Raw genomic sequence first — 24,453 nt, 5'->3', positions numbered from 1 at the left:
ACTTTCTTTTGTCTAAACTCTGGTTGCCCGCGTTTTTCTTTATGTCCAGTGCCAGGCGCCAGCCGTTCGAACCGCTTCAGTATAAAGGTAAAGGCAAAGTGCGCCTTTTCCTTTATACTTCCAGCGCTTGTCACGGCTTTCGTGGCGCCTTCCACATTTCTTTATTGCACTGCTCCGTGGCAGTTTTTGAATTTCTCTCCACTTCCGCATGGACATGGATCGTTACGTCCGATGGAAACTTCTTTGCGTACTGGTTTTTTCTTCACTGGGCCGCTTTCTTCTTTTGGATTTACAGCTTGCCCTTTTGCTACTTCTTCGCGTTCCAGGTTATTGCGAATTTCCGCTTTCATCCCATATTTCGCAACGTCTTCCTGAATGGAATCGACCATTGCTTCGAACATTGCAAAGCCTTCACTTTGGTATTCACGAAGTGGATCAGTTTGTCCGTATGCTCGCAAATGGATTCCTTGACGAAGTTGATCCATTGCATCGATATGATCGATCCACTTGGAGTCAATAGAACGAAGTAATACTACCTTTTCAAACTCACGCATACGTTCAGCAGTCATTTCTTCTTCCTTCGCATTATAGAAACGAAGTACTTCTTCTTTGATTGTTTCGATCATTTCTTCAGGAGATAATTTTTCTAGTATCGATTGTGTTATTACCCCTTCAGGCAATAAATTCGCTTGAACGTAATCTTCAATTCCTTTTAAACTCCAGTCAGCCTTATTCTCAGAGTTTGTATGAGAAGAAACTAAACGTTCAATTGCTCCGAATAGCATAGACTCTACAAGTGCACGCATATTCTCGGTTTCTAATACTTCATTACGTTCTTTATATATGATTTCACGCTGTTGACGTAGTACATCATCATATTGTAATAGGCGCTTACGTGAATCGAAGTTATTTCCTTCTACACGTTTTTGCGCTGATTCCACTGCTCGAGATACCATCTTCGATTGAATTGGTTGAGTGTCATCCATACCTAGCTTCGACATCATGGCACGCATATTATCAGAGCCAAACCTGCGCATCAATTCATCTTCCATCGATAGGTAGAACTGTGTTACCCCAGGATCTCCTTGACGACCAGAACGTCCACGTAATTGGTTATCTATACGACGAGACTCATGTCGTTCCGTCCCAATTACTGCTAAACCACCGACTTCAGTTACACCATCGCCTAGTTTAATATCTGTCCCACGACCAGCCATATTTGTGGCAATCGTCACAGAGCCTAAATGTCCAGCAGTCGCAATAATTTCTGCCTCATGTTCATGATTTTTGGCATTTAATACATTATGCGGAATGCCATGTTTGGTTAATAATTTCGAAATAATTTCAGAGGTTTCGATGGCAACAGTACCAATTAGAACTGGTTGACCATTTTTATTGCGTTCAGCAATGTCAGCCGCAGCCGCTTCGTATTTACCATTCATAGAAGCATAGATTAAATCTGCATGGTCATCCCTTGCAATTGGACGATTTGTTGGAATCGCAATAACATTCATATTGTATATATTACGGAATTCCTCTTCTTCCGTTTTTGCTGTACCAGTCATACCCGACAGCTTATCGTACATACGGAAAAAGTTTTGGAACGTAATCGTAGCCATCGTCATTGACTCATTTTGAACTTCAAGACCTTCTTTTGCTTCAATCGCTTGATGAAGACCATCACTATAACGACGACCTTTCATTAGACGACCAGTGAACGAATCGACGATAACAACATCGCCCTCTTGAACGACATAATCGATATCCAGATGCATAGAAGCATGGGCTTTTAATGATTGATTGACTGCATGATTTAAACGAACATGAGTCAGATCAAATAAATTATCTATATTGAAAGCTTTTTCTACTTTTTCTACACCAGTATCCGTTAGTGTTACACCTTTTGTAGACTCCTCATAAGAATAGTCTACGTCTTTAGTTAATGTACGCACAAAGGCATTTGCTTGTTTATAAAGAAGTGCTGCTTTGTTTGCTTGTCCAGAAATGATTAAAGGCGTTCTTGCTTCATCGATTAAGATAGAGTCAACTTCATCGATTACAGCATAGTGAAGTGGACGTTGAACTTTATCTTCCTTGTACAGCACCATATTATCTCGTAAATAATCAAATCCAAGCTCATTGTTCGTCGAATACGTAACATCCGCCGCATAGGCTTCACGTTTTTCTTCCTTAGACAATGAATTTAAGTTCAATCCAACACTTAATCCTAGGAAATTATATAATTGTCCCATCTCAGCAGCATCACGGCTAGACAAATATTCATTAACCGTTACGACATGCGCACCGAGCCCTGTAATTGCATTTAAATAAATGGATAGGGTAGAAGTTAACGTTTTACCTTCCCCCGTTTTCATCTCTGCAATATTACCTTCATGAAGAGCAGCTGCCCCCATAATTTGAACACGGAAAGGGAACATTCCAAGCACACGTTTAGATCCTTCACGTGCTACGGCAAATGCCTCTGGTAATAAACTATCTAAGCTTTCGCCTTTAGCATAGCGACCACGAAACTCATCTGTTTTCGCGCGAAGCTCATCATCAGTCAATGCTTCTATTTTACTTTCTAATGCTTCTACTTTATCCGCAATTTTTTCTAAGCGTTTTAGATCACGTTTGTTTAAATCGAACACTTTATTTAATACACCCAGCATCTAGTTTCACTTCCCATTTAGTCTTACTCTACATTTTACCATTCGTTCTAAAGGCGCGCAAATAAGGTACACTAATAAATGAGAAAAACGCAAGTACCTTTAAAGAGAATAAACCTATTTTTTTATTGTTTTCAGCATGCTTCAGTCTGACATTGCTACATCATTACCGTAAGATATCGAGAGGCTCGTCACAAAGGTGTTGCGTTCACGTGGTGGAGCTCTTATGCCGTCGATCCTTTGTAAACACCTGAAACCCAAATTAGTACTTTACTCATTTTTAAATGCCTAGCACCAGTGTTCGTCTACATTTTCTTATCTTTATTAAAAAACTCTCCTCAAAACTAAGAGGAGAGTTCGGTATTTGAATTATTTTATTTGTTTTATGGACTTAGTTTGTTTCGATTAAGCCGTATTTACCGTCTCTACGTTTGTAAACAATATTTGTACCGTTAGATTCAGCATCTGTGAAGATGAAGAAATTATGACCAAGCATGTTCATTTGTAGTACTGCTTCTTCTTGGTCCATCGGTTTTAAGTCAAATTGTTTAGTACGAACGATATTATATTCATCTTCTTCCGTGTGATCAACTGCAGCATCCGGTGCATCAATTGTCGCAAAAAATGTTGCTACACCTTCACGCTCACGGAACTTACGATTTACTTTTGTTTTATACTTTCTAATTTGACGCTCTAGTTTATCAACGATTAGGTCGACTGCAGCATACATATCTGCATTGCGTTCTTCTGCTCTCAGTGTTAAATTTTTCATAGGGATTGTTACTTCTACTTTTGTTTGCTTGTCGTTATACACTTTTAAGTTAACGTTTGCAGTTGCTTGAATTTCTTCGTTGAAGTAACGGTCTACCTTCTCAATCTTCCCTTCAACGTATTCACGTATTGCAGGAGTCACCTCAATGTTTTCTCCACGAATGTTAAAGTTTAGCATGTAAACTCCTCCTTTAATTTAACTCTATATATATAATTCAACACCACCTTTAAAATATCCTTCTTATTTTAAAGTTTTTATTTATTTTTTGTCGAAACTTGTAATAATCTTTACTTTTTAAGTTCCATCTCTTTACGACTACGGTTTTTTAGCTCTCCAATAATCATTTTTTCACTTTCACTGTCTCCGACTAACTTTACGCCATATTCATGGCCAAATGCTTTTCGGTGAGACCATACAAATTCGCCAACCATCGAAATAGGATTTGTATCCAAGGTGAAATTCAACTCCACATGATGTAATTGATCTATGGATATAAATAATTCGCTAAACATTTTCAAGCCATTTGGGCTAATATCTATAATTTTACAAGCACCTTTTTTAGACAATTCTACTCCAGCGTTGCCTACAGGTTGTTTGATTAGCCGAAATGTGGCATCACAAGGCTCTCCAAATGTATAACGAAAATATTCATTACGATTGTACTTCAAATTCCTTCCCCTTCCGATATTAACTTATTTTATCTTTTTTTCATTATGCAGAATTAACTAAGAATTATCAAATGATATGAGAACAATTGAAGATATTTTGAGTATAAAAAAAGTTCTACCGTAAATTATACGATAGAACAGATATGTATATGTTTTATTTGTTTAATGCTACTGTTACATCAGCAATTCGTTTAGCTCCTACATAGCGATCTCCCCAATAATATGGGTCACTTAATTTATCGATTTTCACACCTTTTGAAGTGGATGAATGGATAAATTTCCCGTCACCTATATATATACCAACATGCGATACACCTTTACCAGATGTATTGAAGAATACTAAGTCTCCAGAAGCTAAATCACTTTTATCTACTTTCGATCCTGAAGCGTACAATCCTGAAGAAGTTCGTGAAAGACTAACTCCTGCATCACTATACACATAATTTACAAATCCTGAACAATCAAATCCTGCTTTCGTTGTCCCGCCACTACGATATTTTGTTCCAATCAAATCTTTAGCAGTTGCTACTAGTTCAGATGAATTTACAGAGCTTGCAGCTTCTGTATTTCCTGCGAATGCTGTTACTAAGAGAACTGATAATACTATTATAGCCATGACTTTTTGCGACATAGATTTTAAATTCATCGTGTTCCCCCAAGGTCTAAAGTTTTCTGATTATTTCTCTAAACCCATGTTACCACTCTTTAAACCTTTTTAATTTTACAGTTATGTAACAATTGTGTTACAAGAGAAACTCAATGTTTTCAAGGGTTTACACAATAAAAAACCTAACAAGTATAGAAAAAACTACTTGTTAGGTATAGTTTATATGACAAATCTAGTGCTTGATTTTTCCAAAATAATTGCTTGTTCGCTTACATCGTTTATCAATTTAGAAAGCATTTCGATAGTTTGAACATTAGATAAAAGCATGTCTTCTGTGTGCTCCATTTGCGCTGTGTTAGATTCAATGGACTCTATTAATGCAAAAATGAGTCTCTCAGAAGTATTCTTTTCTTCTTCAATCGTTAAAATGGAATCTTTCATATGTTCATTTTGATTTTTGGAATCTCGTATATAAGATACTATTTTGTCCATTTTATGATGTAGCATCTCAAACGTAGCTGCATTATTTTTGGATGTAGCCAGACCATCAGCAAAAACATTCGCCATCTGAGTTCCCTGTTGCGTAATAGAATTTGATATTTGGTGAATGGTATTAGCTGTTCCAGACACTTCATCTGCAAGTTTTTTTACTTCTTCTGCTACAACTGCGAAGCCTTTACCATGTTCACCAGACCTAGCAGCCTCAATTCCAGCATTTAGTGCTAGTAGGTTCGTTTGCTTTGAAATCGTTTGGACGATTGTTGTCATCCGTGCAATTTCCTCTGTCCGGTCCTGAAGTAATTTTCTTTCTTTATCCGCTTCTTTAAATAATGATCGTAATTTTGCTGATTCTCCGGCAGCATTTTTCAATGCTATTGTACTTTCATCAGCCATTTGTACAGCAATAGTGGAATACTCGTTCAATTCGATTACCTTTCCTGTTGCTGCACCAAAAGTAAGAGAGAATTCCTCTAAGAAGGAGCGGATACTAATAGATGTTTCTTTTTGCTTTAGCATACTTCCACTCGTTTCATGAATAGCAAGTTTGACGGTATTTGTGCTATCTACAGTATCCGCGGAATATTCTTTTAGCTCTGCGCTATTTTTACTTAATTTCTCCGCGGTATGTTTAATCGTTTTTACGATGTCTATTAGATTTCCTCGCATTTCATTCATCGCACCGGAAACTTCCCCAATTTCATCGTTCGTTAAAATTTGTAATGGTTGACTATTTAAATTCCCTTCAGATATTTCTTTTGCAGATAAGACTACCTGTGCTAATTGGGTCTTAATTTGTCGATTTGTCATTAACACTAGAGCTAGTGAAAGTAAACCTGCTATTAGGAACGCAGCAACTACAATAACAATTGTGTTTTTCTGACTCTCGGACATTTCTTCTATTAAAACTTCTCTTTTGTCAGATTCATATTGTCTAGTTTCTTCTAAAATTAGAGTCAGACTAGTATATTTTTCATTGATCGATTGAAGCTGTCTTCGTTTTGCGACATTTTCTTTGTTAATAACCGATTTCTTTAAATTAGTCTCGTATGTATTTTGAATTGATTGTAAAGTTCCTGAGAAGGTTTCCCAATCTACATAGGGCATTTGCGCACTTGCCACATTTAGTAAATTTGCTAGACTATCTTTTGTCAATTCATAATCTTTGTCGAATTCTTCTAATGGGTCTCCTGCGAAATTGGTAATGGCGATATATAATCTCGCTACCTCCGATCGCATAATGTCTGCACTTTCGACATTTTGTGATGAAATTTCCATATCATCAGCTATTTCATGATTGTGCACTACTTGGATGATCAATAAAACAGTCATCATACCAAATAAGATAAAGGAACTAAAAATTGCTATTAAATACTTCATTCGCAGTGGAATTGCAGACCATTTTTTCATAGGTATTCCGACCTCCCACTTTGAAATATAGCATAATCCTCCAAACAAATGAGTGTGTTTTCTGAAACTTAACATGAAATTTACAAAGACAAATCTGAAAATTCGATGTACGATAAGAGTAGTACATAGAGGAAGGAAGCGGAACATGGACTTAGGCTTAAAAAATAAACGAGTAATTGTGACAGCATCTAGCAAAGGATTAGGGAAAGCAACTGCCCTTCAGTTTGCAATAGAAGGCGCAAAAGTAATGATATCTAGTAGAAATGAAGAAGAACTTCAAGCAACTCTTGAGGAAATAAAATCAAAAAGTGGAAACCCAGAAGTGTATTACACCATTTGTGATATGACAAAAAATAGCGATATCGAACAACTCTTTAACGAGGCCCTAGAAAAGCTTGGTGGCATTGATATTTTAGTAAATAATGTTGGCGGTCCGGTAGCTGGTGGATTTGCGCAGGTGTCTGATGAAGACTGGGGAGTAGCGTTTGAAAAGAATCTGCTTAGCTATATCCGCACAATTCGACTGGCGCTTCCACATATGAAAGAACAGAATTTCGGAAGAATCGTCAATATTTCCTCATCATCTACAAAAGAGGTTCTAGACGGTCTAATCCTGTCGAATACATTCCGATTAGGGATGGTCGGATTGTCGAAAAGTATTGCTCGAGAATACGCAGGAAATAACATATTAATCAATACAGTAGGTCCAGGTCGAATCCAGACAGATCGTGTCACAGAGTTAGACCAAATAGCTGCTGATAAAAGAGAAGTATCCATAGAGGAAGTAATAGAAGGATTCAAGCAAATAATTCCGATTGGAAGATACGGCGAACCTGCCGAATTTGCGAATATCATCGCATTTCTATGTTCCGAAGCAAATACGTATATGACTGGCCAAAGTTTAGTAGTCGATGGCGGTATGCTGAAGGCATTATAATAGAGGGAGAAGACCAAAAAATGACTCCGATTAGCTCGGAGTCATTGTTTTATTTAATAGTTAATTTAATTTTATTTTGTGAAGGGTCTTGTACTATAAATACTCCATTTTCTTCTGACACATCAGTTCCGATCTCTTTGACATTAGCAATTGCAGCTTGTAACTCTTCGTTTGTTGGATAAATTACTGTGAATGCCTTTAGCCCAACTACATTTTCTGGTGTAGGAGGAGCGCCGACTCCAGCCCAAGTATTTAAACCAATATGATGATGGTATTTACCTGATCCCATAAATAATGCTCCAGGATAATTAGGCGTCATAACATCAAAACCTAATGCTTGATAAAATTTCTTCGTTGCATCCAGTTCAGCAACATGTAAATGAATATGTCCCATTACTGTACCTTTTGGTAGCCCATTCCACGGAGTGCTTGCACCTTCTGCTAAAATACTTTGCGCATCGATTTGAAGTGTAGCCATCTCAACGTATTCATTTTCCCATTTCCACTCAGAATCTGGACGATCAGTGTAAATCTCAATTCCATTTCCGTCTGGATCATTTAAGTATAATGCTTCACTAACTAAGTGATCTCCCGCTCCAATGCGAATATTAATCTCTGCGAAGTGTCTTAAAACAGCACCTAAATCAGCACGTGTCGGTAACAATAGAGCAAAGTGATATAATCCTGTTGTCTTTTGTTGTGTCGGCATAATATCAGCTGGTTGTTCAATAGATAGAAGTGCTGTCTCCCCATCGGCAGTCAGATAGATTTTGTCAGCTTGTTGCTCCAGTACTTTAAAGCCTATTATGTTTTCATAGAAGTCCATTGAACGTTGAAGATCCACTACCTTTAACTCTACTAATTCTACAAATGTGTTTGGTTTATTATGATATTTCATGTGAATTCCTCCATTTGATTGTTTGGTTACTTTTCGTAAGTAATTATATTTTAGTTACCTAATAAAGTCAAGTGATGAGTTTAAGTTAAGTACGAGGAAGTAAGAATCACAAATTGAACGTGTAGAATCGCAAGGTAATTGACGAGAATCGCAAAATGCGGGGATAGAATCCCCGCATTTTTGCAGGATGAAGACAGCAATATAATTTTGCGCAACTTCCCGTGACATATGCGCAACGTTGTCTTTGGTTTGCGCAACATTTTGGCACGTTTACGCAACGTTTTTGGTTTGCGCAACTTACCATGCGTTATACGCAACATTATCCCCTGTTCGCGCAACATCCGGGCGCATATGCGCAACACTTTTTAACATTCATCCACACACCATTATTTCTACACATCAAAACACCACTATCCTCAACTGGCTAGTGGTGTTTTGACAGTCATTATTTAGCTAACGGCATATCCGTACATAATTGTTGGCATTCGACTAGTTTACTAACATCGAAGTTACCTCCGCTTACGATGATGCCAACATTTTGGGATGTACCTGGGATACGGTGGTTCAATACTGCCGCTACAGCTGCGGCGGCCGCACCTTCGATAAACGTTTTTTCGCGTTCGAGCGTGAACAAAATAGCAGATGCTATTTCTTGTTCGCTCACGGTGATCACATCGTCCACGAGCGCTTGAATAATGTTCATAGTCAGATTTCCTGGTGTTTTCACGTTAATGCCTTCCGCGATTGTTTTGCCCTGGAATGGTAGCAAACCGTCTCCTTTTCCTTTATACGCTAAGGCAATTGCCGAGGCGTTGCTGGATTGGACGCCGATAACTCGGACATCTGGACGGATGGATTTGACTGCAAGAAGTGTTCCTGCAAGTAAGCCCCCTCCGCCTGCTGGAACGACAATCGTATCTAGCTCTGGACGCTGTTGAAGCATTTCCATCGCGACAGTTGCTTGCCCCTCGATAACTGCTATATCGTCAAAAGGATGGATGAATGTTGCTCCTGTTCGAAGTTGTTCCTCACGAGCAGCAATATACGCTTCATCAAAATTTTGGCCAACTAATTTGACAGTTGCACCATACCCTTTCGTAGCATTTACTTTCGAAACGGGCGTTCCAAGTGGCATAAAAATCGTGACTGGTACATTTCGTGCTTTTCCAGCAAATGCGACACCTTGAGCATGATTACCGGCAGAGGCTGCGATTAATCCTTTGGCACACTCTACTTCGCTCAGCTGAGATACTTTATTCATAGCGCCTCTAATTTTAAATGACCCAGTTTTTTGCAGGTTTTCTAATTTCAAAAACACATTTTTCTCGGTAATTTTATTGAATGTGGCCGATCTTTTACACGGTGTGCGATGCACGAACTCCGCTACTCTTTCAGATGCATCATATAAACCTACAGTGTCGTATGAATTCCCAACAAAACCATCTCCTAATTAGCTATTTTTTTTGGAGCTCAGGTAGAGCTTTTCTTATGCTTGAGCTACTTTTTCTTCATAAGCTTTTATTTTATCTTCATATTGAAAGGTTAATGAAATTTCGTCCCAACCATTTAGAAGCATTTTCTTTTGGTACGGATCAATGTCAAATGAATATACAATACCGTCAGCACCTGTTACTGTTTGCGCTTCTAGATTTACCGCTACTTCATATACTTCTTTGTTTAACAATGCTTCCACTTCACTAACAGATAACTTAATCGGTAAGATTCCATTTTTCATGCAGTTATTATAGAAGATATCCGCAAAGCTTGGTGCAATGACTACTCGAAAGCCATAATCCAAAATGGACCAAGGTGCATGTTCACGGGAGGAGCCACAGCCAAAGTTATCATGTGCTACTAAGATAGTAGAATCTTTATAGCGTTCATCATTTAATACGAAGTCTTTAATCGGCTCATCATTTGCATCGAAACGCCAGTGGTAAAAAAGATATTTACCGAACCCCGTACGTTCAATACGTTTTAGAAATTCTTTTGAAATTATTTGGTCAGTGTCGACATTTTTCTGATTTAAAGGTGTAATGACACTTTTTATTTCATTGATAGGCTCCATGAGGTTTCCTCCTTATGCATTTACTAGTCCAAATTTGCGAATATCCACTATATGGCCTTCGATAGCTGCAGCTGCTGCCATTGCTGGACTCATCAGATGCGTTCTTGAACCAGCCCCTTGACGACCTTCAAAGTTTCGGTTGGAAGTAGATGCGCAATGCTCTCCTGCTGGAACGATATCATCATTCATCGCTAGGCACATACTACAGCCTGATTCGCGCCATTCAAATCCTGCGTCTAAGAATACTTGGTCGATCCCTTCTTGCTCTGCTTGTTTTTTAACCGTTTGTGATCCTGGAACGACAATTGCGGTTACATTTGGATGTACTTTGCGACCAGCAATTACATTTGCTGCTGTACGAAGATCACTTAAACGAGCATTCGTACAAGAACCGATAAACACATTTGATATAGCAATATCCTCTAACGGCATTCCTTGTTCCAGACCCATGTAAGCAAGTGCTTTTTCATGTGCTTGTTGGTCACTTGTTTCCACGAAATCGGATGTGAACGGAATATTTTGCGATACTCCAGAACCCATAGAAGGATTAGTACCCCATGTTACAAATGGTTCGATTTCATCTGTAGATATTTCTACCGTTTTATCGTAACTAGCACCCTCATCAGTAGCTAGAGCTAACCAACGTGCTGCTTCTTTTTCAAAAGCTTCCCCTGAAGGTACATGCTCGCGTCCTCGTAAGAAATCAACTGTCGTCTCATCTGGGCTGATCAAACCAGCGCGTGCTCCTGCTTCAATCGACATATTACAAATGGTCATACGCTCTTCCATTGATAGCTTACGAATCGCTTCGCCAGTATATTCCACAATGTAACCTGTACCCATATCGATTCCAAACTTCGAAATAATTGCTAAAATTATATCTTTTGCTGCTACACCATAACCAAGCTCACCTGTCACTTTAATCTGCATTGTTTTGGGTTTAGCCTGCCAAAGTGTTTGTGTAGAAAGAACATGCTCTACTTCACTAGTTCCGATACCAAAAGCAATGGCACCAAATGCACCATGTGTAGACGTGTGACTGTCTCCACAAACAATCGTTTTTCCAGGCTGAGTTAGACCCAGCTCTGGTCCGATAATGTGGACAATACCTTGATCGGGATGGTCCATATTGGCAAGTGGAACGCCAAATTCTTCACAGTTTTGTTGCAGTGTAGAGATTTGTTTACGAGCGATAACATCTTTAATCTGTTCTCTATTTCTAGTGGGTACATTATGGTCCATCGTTGCATAACAAAGATCTGGCCGACGAACCTTGCGATTATTTAGTCGTAACCCTTCAAAAGCTTGCGGAGATGTCACCTCATGGAGTAAGTGTAAATCGATATAGAGAAGGTCTGGTTTACCTTCTTCCTCATACACAATATGTTCATCCCAAATTTTCTCAATAATCGTTTTTGCCATTTAGTCCCTCTCCTTTTGGTTAGACATAAGAAAGCATAATACTATCTGATACAAATTCTGAGTCTAATTCTTCTATCACTTTTGCCGTCCATTCTGTTGTAGAAAGCACTCGTTTCCCTTTAATCTGAAGGTCGCTCGTGAAATTACCGTCATCCAATACATTAAATACTGCTTCTTCGATAGCTGCCGCTTCTGTTTCCATTTGGAACGCTTCACGTAGCATCATAGCTGTTGAAAGAATTGTTGCCGCTGGGTTTGCTTTGTTTTTTCCAGCAATATCCGGAGCAGAGCCATGGACTGGTTCATATAAACCGAAGCCATCCTCACGTGTACTTGCCGAAGGAAGCATCCCTAAGGACCCAGTGATTACGGAAGCCTCATCACTTAAAATGTCCCCAAACATATTTTCCGTTACAATTACGTCAAATGAATCTGGCTTTGTGATCAGCTTCATCGCAGTGGAATCCACAAGCATATGCTCTACTTCTACATCCGGATAACCTTGTTTTTTCTCTTCTACGATTTGACGCCATAATTTACTAGAATCTAGTACGTTTGCTTTATCCACTGAGGCAAGCTTACCACGACGACTTCTTGCTAATTGGAAAGCAGTATCCACGATTCGTTCGATTTCACCCCGTGTATAAACTAAAGTGTCCAATGCGTAATCATTTGTTTTTTTTCGTGGCTCGGCAAAATATAAGCCCCCAGTCAATTCACGAACAATAACTAAATCTACTGATTCCGCTACTTCTTTTTTAAGAGGAGAGGCTTCTAGTAAAGCAGGAATCGCTTTGACTGGACGAATATTCGCATACAGTCCAAAATGCTTACGAATAGCTAGCAACCCTTTTTCCGGGCGTAAATGAGATGGATTTTGATCCCATTTTGGCCCACCTACTGCGCCTAAAAGGATGGCATCACTTTGGCTACATGCTTTTATAGTTTCTTCTGGAAGTGGATTCTCACAAGCATCTATTGCTGCTCCACCAATCAGACCATATTGCAAGTTAAACGTATGGTTATAGCGATTTGCAATTGCTTGAAGCACCTTTACTGCTGCCTCTGTTACTTCTGGACCGATTCCATCTCCCGGTAATACCGTTATCGTTTTTTCCATCCCATTCACTCCCATTTTTTTGTTTACACTTATTTATTGTCCTACTGCGGCTTGCTCCTTTATTTGAACGTTTACTAATTGGCGATTGATAGCGTTGATGTACGCTCTTGCAGATGCTTTTAATACATCCTGAGAAGCGTTACGGCCAGATGATGTTTTGCCGTTGTATGTTAAGTTAACAATAGCCTCTCCAAGTGCGTCCCGACCTTTGGAGACAGATGATACACGATAGTCTAAAATGCGAACTTCGCCTTTTACGATTTTTTCCAATGTATTGAAAATAGCTTCTACAGCACCTGAACCAGCGCAAGTTTCCACAACATTTTCACCAGTTGGTACTTTTACAGTAATAGTAGAAGTAGGAATATTGTTTTCGTAATGAATGATCAATTCCTCTAATTCATACACTTCCACTTCTCCACTCTTCACCTGCTGGTCAGTCAATAAAACAAATAAATCCTCTTCGCTAATTTCTTTCTTACGGTCAGCTAATTTTTTGAATGCAACAAATGCCGCATTGAGCTTATCATCACTCAATTGGAAGCCCATTTCTGCTGCTCTTGAGAAGAATGCATGTCGACCAGAATGTTTTCCAAGAACAAGTTCAGTTGCTACATCACCGATTAAATCAGGTGTAATAATTTCATATGTTTCTGGATTTTTTAGCATGCCATCCTGGTGAATACCAGATTCATGGGCAAATGCATTTTTTCCGACAACTGCTTTATTTGGCTGAATAACTACACCTGTCAACTGACTTACTAGCTGGCTAGTACGTTTTGTTTCTTTCAATATAATTCCTGAATCGGCTTGGTAATAATCATTGCGAATATGTAGTGCAACAGCTACTTCCTCCAGTGCTGCATTACCCGCACGTTCACCGATACCATTAATCGTACCTTCTACTTGCGTTGCTCCATTTTCGATAGCTGCTAAAGTATTAGCGATAGCCATTCCTAAGTCATCATGACAATGAGCTGATAATTTCACTTTTTCGATACCTGTTACGTTTTCACTTAAGTATTTGAATAAAGTACCGTATTCAATAGGGGTTGCATAGCCTACTGTATCTGGAATATTAATCGTTGTTGCCCCTGCTTTAATCACTTCATTCATAATGCGAACTAAAAATTCTTTATCGGAACGAGTTGCATCTTCTGCTGACCACTGTACTAATGGAAAATATCTTTTTGCTAGCTTTACAGATTCAACGGCAAGTTCAATTACTTGTTCTGGTGTTTTGTTTAACTTATATTGCATATGAATTGGAGATGTTGCGATAAATGTGTGCAGATGTGGCTGCACTCCACCTTTTAATGCTTCCCATGAAGTTTCGATATCACTTTTGATTGTACGGGCAAGACCTGTTACGACTGAATTTTTCACCGTATCTGCTATTAGTTTAACTGCTTCGAAGTCCCCAGGGGATGAAGCAGGAAACCCTGCTTCAATAATGGAAACACCGTACTTTTCAAGTTGACGAGCAATTTCTAGCTTTTCTTTCGTATTTAAGTTAATACCAGCTGATTGTTCGCCGTCACGTAGCGTTGTGTCAAAAATTTCAATTTTGCGCACTAGTCACCACTTCTTTCTTGACTTTTTTCCCTTCATTGATGAAAGGCATCATTTCACGTAATTTTGCTCCAACCACTTCGATTTGGTGCTCAGATTCTGCTTGTTTAATAGCGTTATATTTTGGACGATCTGTTTCGTTTTCTTTAATCCATTCTCTTGCAAATGTACCATCTTGAATATCTGTTAATACATCCTTCATACGATCTTTTACAGATGAGTCAATGATACGTGGACCTGAAACGAAATCTCCCCACTCAGCTGTATCCGAGATAGAAGAACGCATTGTAGCCATTCCTCCTTCGTACATTAGGTCAACGATTAGTTTTAATTCGTGTAATGTTTCAAAGTAAGCAAGCTCCGGTTGGTAACCAGCTTCTACTAATGTTTCGAAACCAGCTTTTACGATAGCTGTTGTACTACCACAAAGCACTGCTTGCTCTCCGAATAGATCTGTTTCTGTTTCTTCTTTGAAAGTTGTTTCTAAAACGCCTGCACGAGCAGCTCCGATACCTTTAGCATAAGCAAGAGCTAGGTCTTTTGCCTGACCAGTTGCATCTTGATAAACTGCGAATAATCCAGGAACTCCTGCTCCTGCTTCGAATGTTCTACGCACTAAATGACCAGGACCTTTTGGTGCTACTAAGAATACGTCCACATCTGCTGGAGGAACGATTTGACCAAAATGTACGTTGAAGCCATGTGCGAATACTAGTGTTTTACCAGCTTTCAACGAAGGTTGGATTTCAGCTTCATATACTGCTTTTTGTCTTTCATCTGGTAATAGAATCATGATAACGTCTGCAATTTCAGCCGCTTCTTTTACAGAGTAAACTGCTAAACCGTCTTCTTTTGCTTGGTCGAATGATTTACCAACACGAATTCCTACGACTACGTCAAATCCTGAATCCTTTAAGTTTTGTGCATGTGCGTGACCTTGAGATCCGTACCCGATGATTGCGATTTTTTTGTCCTGTAAAAGTCCTTCGTTGATATCTCCGTTATAATACATTTTAGCCATTGTTATTTCCTCCTCGAATTTGGTTTTTTTATGTTATTTTAATATGGATAACTGTGGTGTATTTACTTTCTGCGTCTCACGAACAAATGCAGTTACGCCTGTTCTAGTAAGCTCTTTAATGCCATAAGGCTTTATCAAATCAATAAACGCATCAATTTTTTCGGGGCTACCTGTTACTTGGAATGTGACAACATTTTTCCCTGTATCAATTATGGAAGCTCGGAAAGGTTCGATGATGCTATTGATCTCTGCTCTTACAGCTGGTGGCGACACGACTTTCACGAGCGCCAGCTCTCTTACGACAATTTGTTTTTCCGTAATATCATTTACTTTCAATACATCTACTTGTTTTTGTAGCTGCTTTAATAGCTGCTCCAGTTTTTGTTCATCCTCTACATTTACGACAAATGTCATTTTGGATATATCTGGTTGAACTGTATGACCCACTGTGATGCTTTCTATGTTGAACTGACGCTTCATGAGTAGGCCAGTGACACGATTGAGAACTCCACTTTGATTTAACACGGTTACTGTGATAATTCGTTTCATTCTGGCTTCACTCCAATCATTTCATGTAATCCTTTACCTGGAGCAACCATTGGATAGACACATTCTCTTTGCACTACTCGACAATCGATCAATACTGGCTCATCGGATTCTAACGCTTCTTTTAGCTGAACTTTTGCATCCTCGAACGTTTCAATCTTATAGCCTTTAATATCATAGGCTGCCGCTAGTTTCACAAAATCTGGTTGAACCGGAATAAGTGATTGCGAGAATCTTTCCCCATGGAATGTCTCCTGCCATTGGCGAACCATTCCAAGTGCTTGGTTGTTTAAGATAATCACTTTTACTGGAATTCTTAGCTCCTGCAATAGAGATAACTCCTGTAAAGTCATTTGGAAGCCTGCATCCCCAACAATTGAAACTACCTTCGCATCCGGTTTTGCAAGCTGTGCTCCGATGGCTGCTGGGAAACCAAATCCCATCGTTCCAAGTCCACCCGATGTTACCCAGTTATGTGGCTGGTTAAATTTATAGTACTGTGCTGTCCACATTTGATGCTGCCCCACGTCTGTTGTGACAACGGCATCCCCGTTTGTATACTCATGTACTAGTTCTAATACTTGCTGTGGGAGCAGCCCACGTTCCTCGCTCGCTTGATAATGGAACGGATATTGCTCTTTTGAAATATTCAAGCTTTCCAGCCATGCTGCTGTGTTGCCGTTCGGTGAATCTTGAGCAAGGAGTGCTTCTAAAGCTTCTTTTGCATCCGCTACGATTGGAATTTCGGTCGGAACATTTTTACCAATCTCCGCTGGATCTATATCGATATGAACTACTTTCGCGTTTGGTGCAAAGTAGTTTAAATTTCCTGTTAACCGGTCATCAAATCTTGCACCGACATTTATGAGTAAGTCACATGTTTGGATTGCCATATTGGCTGTATACGTTCCATGCATGCCCGCCATTCCTAGGAAAAGTGGATGATTTCCTTCGATACCACCTAATCCTAGAAGTGTATTCGTTATCGGAATTTGATACTTTTCAGCAAATGCAGCTAGTTCGTCTGAAGCTTTCGCGAATAATACACCTGCTCCTGCAAGGATTAGCGGCTGCTTTGCAGTAGAAATAGCTTGCGCTGCTTTTTGAATTTGTAAAAAGTTTGGCGTTGTCGTTGGCTGATATCCTGGAAGATTTACTTCCTGTGTTTCTTCCTTTGACGTTACAAAGATACTCGTAGCCATATTTTTAGGTATATCTACGACAACTGGTCCTGGACGACCTGTAGAAGCAATATGAAAAGCTTCGTTAATGATTCTTGGGAAATCTGCTACATCCTTTACTTGGTAATTATGTTTTGTAATAGGCTGTGTAATTCCGATAATATCTGCTTCTTGGAATGCATCTGTACCAATCACGGTTGTAGCGACCTGCCCTGTAAACACAACAAGCGGAATCGAATCCATCATTGCATCAGCAATACCGGTAACTAAATTTGTTGCACCTGGGCCAGAAGTGGCAATTACTACCCCAACCTTCCCAGAAACTCGTGCATACCCTTCAGCAGCGTGAATAGCGCCTTGCTCATGTCTAGCAAGAATATGCTTAATCGGATTTTTGTACAATGCATCATAAAGAGGTAAAACCGCACCACCTGGATAACCAAATATTACTTCTACCTGATGTTTATGGAGCGTTTCAATAAAAACATCCGCACCATTCAACTGCATTGGAGCCTCTGCGGTTATCGGCTCTTCATAAACTTGCTCAGTTTCCTCAACGGTCAACTTCATCATTAATTCCTCCTTTTATTCAAATCGTCCAGTGTTCTTAGAAATCTTTGTTTGACTTGGTGCTTTAAATTACTAAAGTCTAATTTATAAAAAAGAAAAGAATTTCACCCCACACAAAGAAACCTTCGTTCTTTTGTATAGGGATGAAATTCTTTTCATGGTACCACCCTAGTTCGTAGCGCAACCGCTACCTCGCAGACAATAGGCAAACGCCCACCATCCATTTATAACGAGAGTAGCTAAACTACACCCGGAAGTATCTAAAAGGTTTCCCGTTCAACACTTCACTCCGAGGGGATGTCGCTAAAGGTTGTACTGCCGGTTCCCACCACACCGGCTCTCTGTAAATACAAGATTCCTTTAACTTTTGCCTCATCAATGATTTTTATATTTGGTTTTTAATCAAATTCACTTTTGCGTATATGATTCTAGATTTTCATTACTCCACCAGTACTTGCTGATGTTACTAGTTTTGAATATCTTGCTAAATAGCCTTTTTTAATCTTTGGTTCAAATGGCTGTAAGTTTGCTTGTCTGGAAGCAAGTTCCTCATCGCTAACTCGTAAATCTATCGTTCTATTTGTTAAATCAATAGCGATCACATCATCATTTTGTACTAAAGCAATCGGGCCACCATCTGCGGCTTCAGGAGAAATATGTCCAATGGAAATTCCTCTAGACGCTCCGGAGAATCGACCGTCTGTTATAAGTGCCACTTGTGTTCCTAAACCGCGACCTTGAATTGCGGAAGTTGGAGCAAGCATTTCTGGCATCCCTGGTCCACCTTTTGGACCTTCATAGCGGATAACCACTACATGACCTGCTTGAACGATACCTTCATCAATTGCCTGCTGTGCTGCTTCCTGTGAATCAAACACAATAGCTTTACCAGTGAACTCTTTTATAGAAGGATCCACCGCACCCACTTTGATAACTCCGCCTTCAGGAGCAATATTTCCGAATAATACGGATAAGCCTCCTACAGGACTATATGGATTTTCTTTTCGACGTATGACTTGATCATTAGTAATCTCTGCTTCTTTGACATTTTCATAGAGTGATTTACCAGTAATCGTTAGTCGATCTGGATGAACAGCTCCAGGAATCTCACAAAGTTCTTTTATAATGGCACTAACTCCTCCTGCAAGATGTACATCATGCATTGAGTAATCAGATGCTGGCATAATTTTCGATAAGTAAGGAATACGCTTAGCTACTTCATTGATCTCTCTCACGTCGTATTCAATTTCAGCTTCGTGTGCAATTGCTAATGTATGGAGAACAGTGTTAGTTGAACCACCCATTGCCATATCTAGCGCAAATGCATCATCGATTGTTTCTTTAGTTATTAAATCTCTTGGTTTTACATCTTCTTTAACCATACGTACAAGATGATGTGCAGCTTCTTTTATTAGGCGATGACGTTCATCGGATGTTGCAATGATCGTTCCATTACCAGGGGGAGTCATTCCCAGCATTTCCATTAAAGAGTTCATGGAGTTAGCTGTGAACATTCCTGAACATGAACCACATGTTGGACATGCATTTTGTTCAATATCAAGTAGTTGCTCTGCTGTCATGCCACCCGACTTATAAGAACCAACCCCTTCAAACACAGATGTGAGTGAAAGTTGCTTTCCATTAGCTGAAGTTCCAGCTTCCATAGGACCACCTGAAACAAACACAGATGGGACATTCGTTCTTACTGCTGCCATTAGCATTCCTGGTGTGATTTTGTCACAGTTTGGAATGTAGAACACTCCGTCGAACCAGTGGGCATTAATCACTGTTTCAGCTGAATCTGCGATAAGCTCACGACTCGGAAGTGAATATCTCATCCCGATGTGACCCATGGCAATTCCATCGTCTACACCAATTGTGTTGAACTCAAATGGAATTCCTCCAGCTTCACGAATTGCTTCTTTTACGACCTCTGCAAATTTGTTTAAATGCATATGGCCAGGAATAATATCAATATAGGAGTTACAAACACCGATAAACGGTTTATCTAAATCTTTCGTCTTTACCCCAGTTGCGTAAAGCAAGCTTCTATGTGGGGCGCGATCAACGCCTTTTTTAATCATGTCACTTCTCAAATCAATCGCTCCTATACTTTCCGCTTATGTAGCATTTAGCTTTGCAGCTTCAGAATATTTATCATTGTGAATTTTCTCACAATAATTAATATATTGTTGATATCATATCGCCTTTAAAATGCCGCGTCAACACCCTTTTTTATAATTGTCAGTCATTTTTGAATATTCTTTTTGTTTGTAATCGCTTACATCTGCGATATATCGCATTTCGCAGAAATAAAAAATAATTGTGAACTTTTTGTTAAAGTGACGGGATTATGGAAGATATTTATGTGGTTGAAGAAGGAAAGGGGAAAACATGTATTTGGAAGTTGCTATTATAATAGGAGATTATTGGATTATGTGGAGGTGATTACTAGCAGGAGTGTGGGAAGCTTACTTTTTGCAAATCGCAAATTACACGCTTCGAATCGCAAGGTCAGGTGCGAGTATCGCTAGAACACATGCTCAAATCGCAAATTACTTGTTGGAAATCGCAAGTACGCTTATCTTTATGTGGAAACCAAGTTACAGCTTGGATCAAAATCTCTTGACGAATTATTGCAATTTAATGTGGTTAACCACAATTCGATTGCTTGTTAACGTGAAACATCGTCAGACATTGTAGTTTCTTATCTATATAAAAAAATCATTTCGCACTGTGTGCAAAATGATTTTTCCTTTTTACTTGAATTTATTTTCAATAATTTTTTCTACCTTCTCAATTGAGAAGGTAGTTGCTTCAGCAATTTTTTGAACGGATATCCCTGAACCATAGAGCGAAAGAATTACTTCTACTTTAGCTTCTTCTCTGCCTTCTTCTCTGCCTTCTTCTTTTCCTAATTTATGGCCCTTATTTAATGCATCTTCTTCCCTTTGCAATTGATCCCTTAGAAAAAATTCACGGGACAAGGCAATTTCTACGGTTTTTGGGTCTTGACTGAGACGTTCGATTTCGTCCCATGCTTCTTTCATCACTGAACTTTCCATCGCTAATGCCTCCTTTGTTTTCTGATCAGCTTTTAAAAACAGTAACCACTTCTCTAGCTTATTTATTTGCTTTAATTGACTAACATTTAATTTTGGTAACTCCAGGACATACAGCTCTAAATGCTCTGAAAAAACGGTTCCGTCTTCGCTATCTATTATTTGAAATTTACTATAATAATTTGGTTTAGGCAAGAGTTTGAAATCAGTTACGATAATTTGAATTGCCCTATTTAACTTTTTATAGGATTTTCCTTTATTGTCTTGTGTAGCGTACATTTTTGCCCAATACATAAGCATTCTTTCTGGGAATGCTTCATGACTTTGCAATTGCATTTCAATATTAATGCGTTCCCCTTTTTCCGTCTCTACTTTCAAATCCATCATGGAAAATTTATCATCTGAATGCATTAATTCTAAATTTGAATCAATTAAATCCGCTTTTACAATCGTAAAATCTAAAATCGTGTTCAAGAAATCTATTAACAAATGATTAGCTCTTATAAAAAAAGACTTAAAAACAAAATCATTCCTCAAATCCAATAACTCTGTGCGGTAGACCATTTTATCCTCTCGAATTAAACATACCACGCGAATCTCTCCATTCATTTCTTTTGATTATAGAACATATATTCTTATTTATCAAATAAAATATTCGAATTTTCAGTTATTATTATTATTATTAGTAAAAACAAGATACCCCTTTCTCCATTTCGAGAAAGGGGTATCTATTACCACAAACTAGGTTTTGCAACCATGAACCATAGCATGATTAATAACAAGAAGATATATTTCCACACGGCCGACTTTAATTTTTTTATGAGCTTATCTAAATCAATCGAACCTGCTTGGAATTCACGTATATTTGGTTTAAATGCTCTTGCTAAAAATACTATAGAACTTGCCATCACTACAATCGTCATAATCACCCACGAGGTTGTCCATGGCCAGTGTCCCTGCCATACCAGAAGAATCCCCGATCCAACAAGTACATGACCCGCGTGTTTGACAAGCCGAATTGCTGCTTGAAACACTTCTAATGATGTATCTATCATCTCTTTATTTTTACCTTTCATCCTATTTAATAAAGGAAATAGAACAAAAAATGGACCAATCGATAATACTGCACTAATCACATGTATGAAAATAATGAATGTATACATTTCGAAACAACTCCCTACTGCAAGTATACTTGATTTTCACCTGAAACTTTGTGACGAGTTCTAGAATAATAAAAGATAATTTTAGACAAAAATAAAGGCACTCCCTAGTTTCATTTTATAATCAGTAAGGTCTTCCCTATTGCAGGAATTAAACATGTATTGTGATAGATATTTTTATCGATTAGATTGGTTCCAACTGAGGATGGTTCGAAAGGAGAATTTTGCGTAACATATAACGCGGTTTGCGCAACGTTTTTCGTTTTTACGCAACATTATGTGCCTTTCTCGCAACGTCATATCCTGCATGAGCAACTTTCTTTTTTCTCGCAACGTTTAACTCGGTTTGCGCAACCTTTTTCGTTTTTACGCAACATTAGGTGCCTTTCTCGCAACATCATAGCCCGTTTGCGCAACTTTCTTGTTTCTCGCAACGTTTTACCCGGTTTGCGCAACGTTTAATCCGGTTTGCGCAACATTATGTGCCTTTTTCGCAACATTATAGCCGTTATGCGCAACACTTCGCTCCCTATGCAAAAAAACGACTCCTATTGCTATTACAAATAGGAGTCGTTTCTTGTTATATTTTAAAATGACTTACTTCGTTTTGAAGTTTCTCTGCTAAATCGGCTAGGGACTGAGCGTTTGATGAGATTTCTTCGTTGGCTGCTAGTTGTTGTTCGGTTGCGGCGCTTGTGTCGCTTGCACCGTCTGCAGCGTGTGTTGCCAGTGTTTGGACTTGTTGGACACTTTCGGTTACGGAACTAGCCATTTCTTGGATCTGACTTATTGCGGTTGTGACGGATTCTACTTTTTGTACTACGTCGTCTACGCTTGTTTCGATTTGTTGGAAGACGCTTAAGGATTCCGTTGTTTTTGACAGGCCTTCTTCTACTTTATCTCCGCCTGAGGTAATTGCTTTGACTGCAGAACCGGATGCTGCTTGGATCAACTGTACCATTGATGCGATTTCAGAGGCTGAGTTTTTGGATTGCTCTGCTAGTTTTCGCACTTCTTCTGCTACTACTGCAAAGCCTTTTCCGTATTCTCCAGCACGAGCTGCTTCAATTGCTGCATTTAATGCTAGCAGATTCGTTTGATCGGAAATATCTGTAATCAATGATGTGATATTTTGGATTTCATTGGAATGCTTTGCCATGTTTTTCATGATTTCTGTTGTTTCAGTGAAAGTTGCATGAATGGTGTCCATTTGACTAGCTACACTTGTTACGACGGAGGACCCTTGTGTAACGAGTGATCTCACACCATCCGTAGCTTTTAACATTTCGTCATTACTAGAAGCAATTTGGGTTACCCCGTTTTGTAATCCAGTCATAGATTGCATAGAGGCACTCATTTGTCCCACTTGTTCTTCACTTGCTACCATTTGAGCTTCTGCAGATTTTGCGACCATTTGTGAGGAAGCAAGGCTTTCTTCAGAGCTTGCTGAAAGTTCTTCAGCATTTGCTGCTAGCTGCATCGATGAATCGCGGACACCAGACACGATTCTTTGTAAATCATTCGACATTTTGTTAAACGTTGTTGCCATGTCCCCAACTTCATCTTTATTCTTAATAACAATCGGCTCTATCGTTAAATTGCCATCTGCAATTTCTGCGAGCCCATTCGTCACTTTCTTAATAGGTCTAGCTATACTTCTACTGATGAAGTGAGATACAAGGACACCGACTATAACACTAAGAATCGTTAATACTAATGTAACGATATTAGCATTTTTAACATATGTATTTAGTTCTTCTCTTGTTTGATCAGCATTATTTTCTTCAGCAGCTTTTAGTTCCACTAATATATCACTAATCCCGAGGTTAAGCTGAGTGGACTGAGCTGCGAACTTTGAGTACATACCGTTTACTTTTTTTAATTCGATCATTTCATTATTTGCTTCAAAAAGTTGTTTGGATTGTTCCTGTAATTTTTCTACTAACTCTATGGAAGCTGAATCGTCAATACTACTTGCTAGGGACGTTGTAATCTCTATTGCTTCATTATAATTGGCTTCTAGTTTCTCTACAGACGATAGTTTATTAAACATCAAAAATTCTAGCACGGAAGTCGACATTTGTTTTTGAATTACTTCCATTTTCTCGACAAGAGACACACGTTCCATTTCCTCATCGATTAGTGAATCATATCTATTCGTTATGTCATATGTTGTATACATAGACAGGGCACTCGCTATTATTAATAAAACAAGTACTGCTGAAAATCCACCCCATAATTTCTTAGAAATTGTAAGTTTCATTATTATCCC

General features: G+C 38.9%; 18 protein-coding genes, 1 pseudogene and 1 other annotated feature. Of the genes and pseudogenes, 1 reads left to right on the top strand and 18 read right to left on the bottom strand.

Going from position 1 to position 24,453, the window contains the following annotated elements; all coding sequences use genetic code 11:
* Window positions 1–161 precede the first annotated feature (161 nt).
* From secA to ACN6MX_RS03835, 5 genes are all read right to left on the bottom strand, one after another.
* Window positions 162–2,672 (bottom strand): preprotein translocase subunit SecA, encoded by a 2,511-nt coding sequence (gene secA, locus ACN6MX_RS03855; RefSeq protein ID WP_419961363.1) that lies wholly within the window; start codon window positions 2,670–2,672, stop codon window positions 162–164.
* A gap of 388 nt (window positions 2,673–3,060) precedes the next feature.
* Entirely contained in the window at window positions 3,061–3,618 is a 558-nt protein-coding gene (hpf, locus tag ACN6MX_RS03850; protein WP_419961362.1) for a ribosome hibernation-promoting factor, HPF/YfiA family, read from the bottom strand.
* Between the two features lie 110 nt (window positions 3,619–3,728).
* Window positions 3,729–4,109: a PilZ domain-containing protein gene (locus ACN6MX_RS03845; RefSeq protein ID WP_419961361.1), complete on the bottom strand. Its 381-nt coding sequence runs from the start codon at window positions 4,107–4,109 to the stop codon at window positions 3,729–3,731.
* A 154-nt stretch (window positions 4,110–4,263) separates the two neighbouring features.
* Window positions 4,264–4,755, bottom strand: coding sequence for a C40 family peptidase (locus tag ACN6MX_RS03840; protein ID WP_419961360.1), 492 nt, complete (start codon window positions 4,753–4,755; stop codon window positions 4,264–4,266).
* A 180-nt stretch (window positions 4,756–4,935) separates the two neighbouring features.
* Window positions 4,936–6,624 carry a methyl-accepting chemotaxis protein gene (locus ACN6MX_RS03835; protein ID WP_419961359.1) on the bottom strand — a complete coding sequence of 563 codons (1,689 nt, stop codon included), beginning with the start codon at window positions 6,622–6,624 and terminating at the stop codon, window positions 4,936–4,938.
* Window positions 6,625–6,769: 145 nt separating this feature from the next.
* On the opposite strand from ACN6MX_RS03835, the gene ACN6MX_RS03830 reads away from it, so the two are divergent.
* Window positions 6,770–7,561, top strand: a complete 792-nt coding sequence (locus ACN6MX_RS03830; protein ID WP_419961358.1) for an SDR family oxidoreductase — start codon at window positions 6,770–6,772, stop codon at window positions 7,559–7,561.
* A gap of 49 nt (window positions 7,562–7,610) precedes the next feature.
* Here ACN6MX_RS03830 and ACN6MX_RS03825 read toward each other — a convergent pair whose 3' ends face one another.
* The 13 genes and pseudogenes from ACN6MX_RS03825 to ACN6MX_RS03765 form a co-directional block, all read right to left on the bottom strand.
* Entirely contained in the window at window positions 7,611–8,459 is an 849-nt protein-coding gene (locus ACN6MX_RS03825) for a VOC family protein (RefSeq protein ID WP_419961357.1), read from the bottom strand.
* A 526-nt stretch (window positions 8,460–8,985) separates the two neighbouring features.
* Window positions 8,986–9,834, bottom strand: a pseudogene (locus tag ACN6MX_RS03820) (threonine/serine dehydratase); the annotation flags it as partial.
* A 111-nt stretch (window positions 9,835–9,945) separates the two neighbouring features.
* A complete protein-coding gene (leuD, locus tag ACN6MX_RS03815) occupies window positions 9,946–10,527 on the bottom strand; it encodes a 3-isopropylmalate dehydratase small subunit (RefSeq protein ID WP_419961356.1) in 582 nt (193 codons plus the stop codon).
* 12 nt (window positions 10,528–10,539) lie between these two features.
* On the bottom strand, window positions 10,540–11,949 hold the full coding sequence (leuC, locus tag ACN6MX_RS03810; RefSeq protein ID WP_419961355.1) for a 3-isopropylmalate dehydratase large subunit: 1,410 nt from the start codon (window positions 11,947–11,949) through the stop codon (window positions 10,540–10,542).
* A gap of 19 nt (window positions 11,950–11,968) precedes the next feature.
* Window positions 11,969–13,069 carry a 3-isopropylmalate dehydrogenase gene (leuB, locus tag ACN6MX_RS03805; protein ID WP_419961354.1) on the bottom strand — a complete coding sequence of 367 codons (1,101 nt, stop codon included), beginning with the start codon at window positions 13,067–13,069 and terminating at the stop codon, window positions 11,969–11,971.
* Between the two features lie 33 nt (window positions 13,070–13,102).
* Window positions 13,103–14,644 carry a 2-isopropylmalate synthase gene (locus tag ACN6MX_RS03800; RefSeq protein WP_419961353.1) on the bottom strand — a complete coding sequence of 514 codons (1,542 nt, stop codon included), beginning with the start codon at window positions 14,642–14,644 and terminating at the stop codon, window positions 13,103–13,105.
* Entirely contained in the window at window positions 14,631–15,662 is a 1,032-nt protein-coding gene (gene ilvC, locus ACN6MX_RS03795) for a ketol-acid reductoisomerase (protein ID WP_419961352.1), read from the bottom strand. The genes ACN6MX_RS03800 and ilvC overlap by 14 nt, the downstream gene beginning before the upstream one ends.
* 33 nt (window positions 15,663–15,695) lie before the next feature.
* On the bottom strand, window positions 15,696–16,211 hold the full coding sequence (gene ilvN, locus ACN6MX_RS03790; RefSeq protein ID WP_340774343.1) for an acetolactate synthase small subunit: 516 nt from the start codon (window positions 16,209–16,211) through the stop codon (window positions 15,696–15,698).
* Window positions 16,208–17,962, bottom strand: a complete 1,755-nt coding sequence (ilvB, locus tag ACN6MX_RS03785; protein WP_419961351.1) for an acetolactate synthase large subunit — start codon at window positions 17,960–17,962, stop codon at window positions 16,208–16,210. Before ilvB ends, ilvN begins: the two co-directional genes overlap by 4 nt.
* A gap of 133 nt (window positions 17,963–18,095) precedes the next feature.
* Window positions 18,096–18,347: a binding site (T-box leader), on the bottom strand.
* Window positions 18,348–18,387: 40 nt separating this feature from the next.
* Complete coding sequence (gene ilvD / locus ACN6MX_RS03780; protein ID WP_419961350.1) at window positions 18,388–20,055, bottom strand: dihydroxy-acid dehydratase; 1,668 nt, start codon at window positions 20,053–20,055, stop codon at window positions 18,388–18,390.
* A gap of 663 nt (window positions 20,056–20,718) precedes the next feature.
* Window positions 20,719–21,612, bottom strand: a complete 894-nt coding sequence (locus ACN6MX_RS03775) for an Rpn family recombination-promoting nuclease/putative transposase (RefSeq protein WP_419961349.1) — start codon at window positions 21,610–21,612, stop codon at window positions 20,719–20,721.
* Window positions 21,613–21,752: 140 nt separating this feature from the next.
* Window positions 21,753–22,184, bottom strand: coding sequence for a hypothetical protein (locus ACN6MX_RS03770; protein ID WP_419961348.1), 432 nt, complete (start codon window positions 22,182–22,184; stop codon window positions 21,753–21,755).
* 577 nt (window positions 22,185–22,761) lie between these two features.
* Window positions 22,762–24,444: a methyl-accepting chemotaxis protein gene (locus ACN6MX_RS03765; protein WP_419961347.1), complete on the bottom strand. Its 1,683-nt coding sequence runs from the start codon at window positions 24,442–24,444 to the stop codon at window positions 22,762–22,764.
* Between the last annotated feature and the right edge of the window lie 9 nt (window positions 24,445–24,453).

The sequence above is a fragment of the Psychrobacillus sp. BM2 genome (assembly GCF_048572895.1).
In the GTDB taxonomy this organism is placed as follows: Bacteria; Bacillota; Bacilli; order Bacillales_A; family Planococcaceae; genus Psychrobacillus.
This window is presented reverse-complemented; position numbering and strand designations above follow the sequence as displayed.

Coding starts and splice junctions, on each gene's coding strand:
- ACN6MX_RS03835 (WP_419961359.1), bottom strand. CDS start 6,624: ATGAAAAAATGGTCTGCAATTCCACTGCGAATGAAGTATTTAATAGCA.
- ilvC (WP_419961352.1), bottom strand. CDS start 15,662: ATGGCTAAAATGTATTATAACGGAGATATCAACGAAGGACTTTTACAG.
- hpf (WP_419961362.1), bottom strand. CDS start 3,618: ATGCTAAACTTTAACATTCGTGGAGAAAACATTGAGGTGACTCCTGCA.
- ACN6MX_RS03770 (WP_419961348.1), bottom strand. CDS start 22,184: ATGTATACATTCATTATTTTCATACATGTGATTAGTGCAGTATTATCG.
- secA (WP_419961363.1), bottom strand. CDS start 2,672: ATGCTGGGTGTATTAAATAAAGTGTTCGATTTAAACAAACGTGATCTA.
- leuC (WP_419961355.1), bottom strand. CDS start 11,949: ATGGCAAAAACGATTATTGAGAAAATTTGGGATGAACATATTGTGTAT.
- ACN6MX_RS03830 (WP_419961358.1), top strand. CDS start 6,770: ATGGACTTAGGCTTAAAAAATAAACGAGTAATTGTGACAGCATCTAGC.
- ACN6MX_RS03765 (WP_419961347.1), bottom strand. CDS start 24,444: ATGAAACTTACAATTTCTAAGAAATTATGGGGTGGATTTTCAGCAGTA.
- ACN6MX_RS03840 (WP_419961360.1), bottom strand. CDS start 4,755: ATGAATTTAAAATCTATGTCGCAAAAAGTCATGGCTATAATAGTATTA.
- ACN6MX_RS03825 (WP_419961357.1), bottom strand. CDS start 8,459: ATGAAATATCATAATAAACCAAACACATTTGTAGAATTAGTAGAGTTA.
- leuB (WP_419961354.1), bottom strand. CDS start 13,069: ATGGAAAAAACGATAACGGTATTACCGGGAGATGGAATCGGTCCAGAA.
- leuD (WP_419961356.1), bottom strand. CDS start 10,527: ATGGAGCCTATCAATGAAATAAAAAGTGTCATTACACCTTTAAATCAG.
- ilvB (WP_419961351.1), bottom strand. CDS start 17,962: ATGATGAAGTTGACCGTTGAGGAAACTGAGCAAGTTTATGAAGAGCCG.
- ilvN (WP_340774343.1), bottom strand. CDS start 16,211: ATGAAACGAATTATCACAGTAACCGTGTTAAATCAAAGTGGAGTTCTC.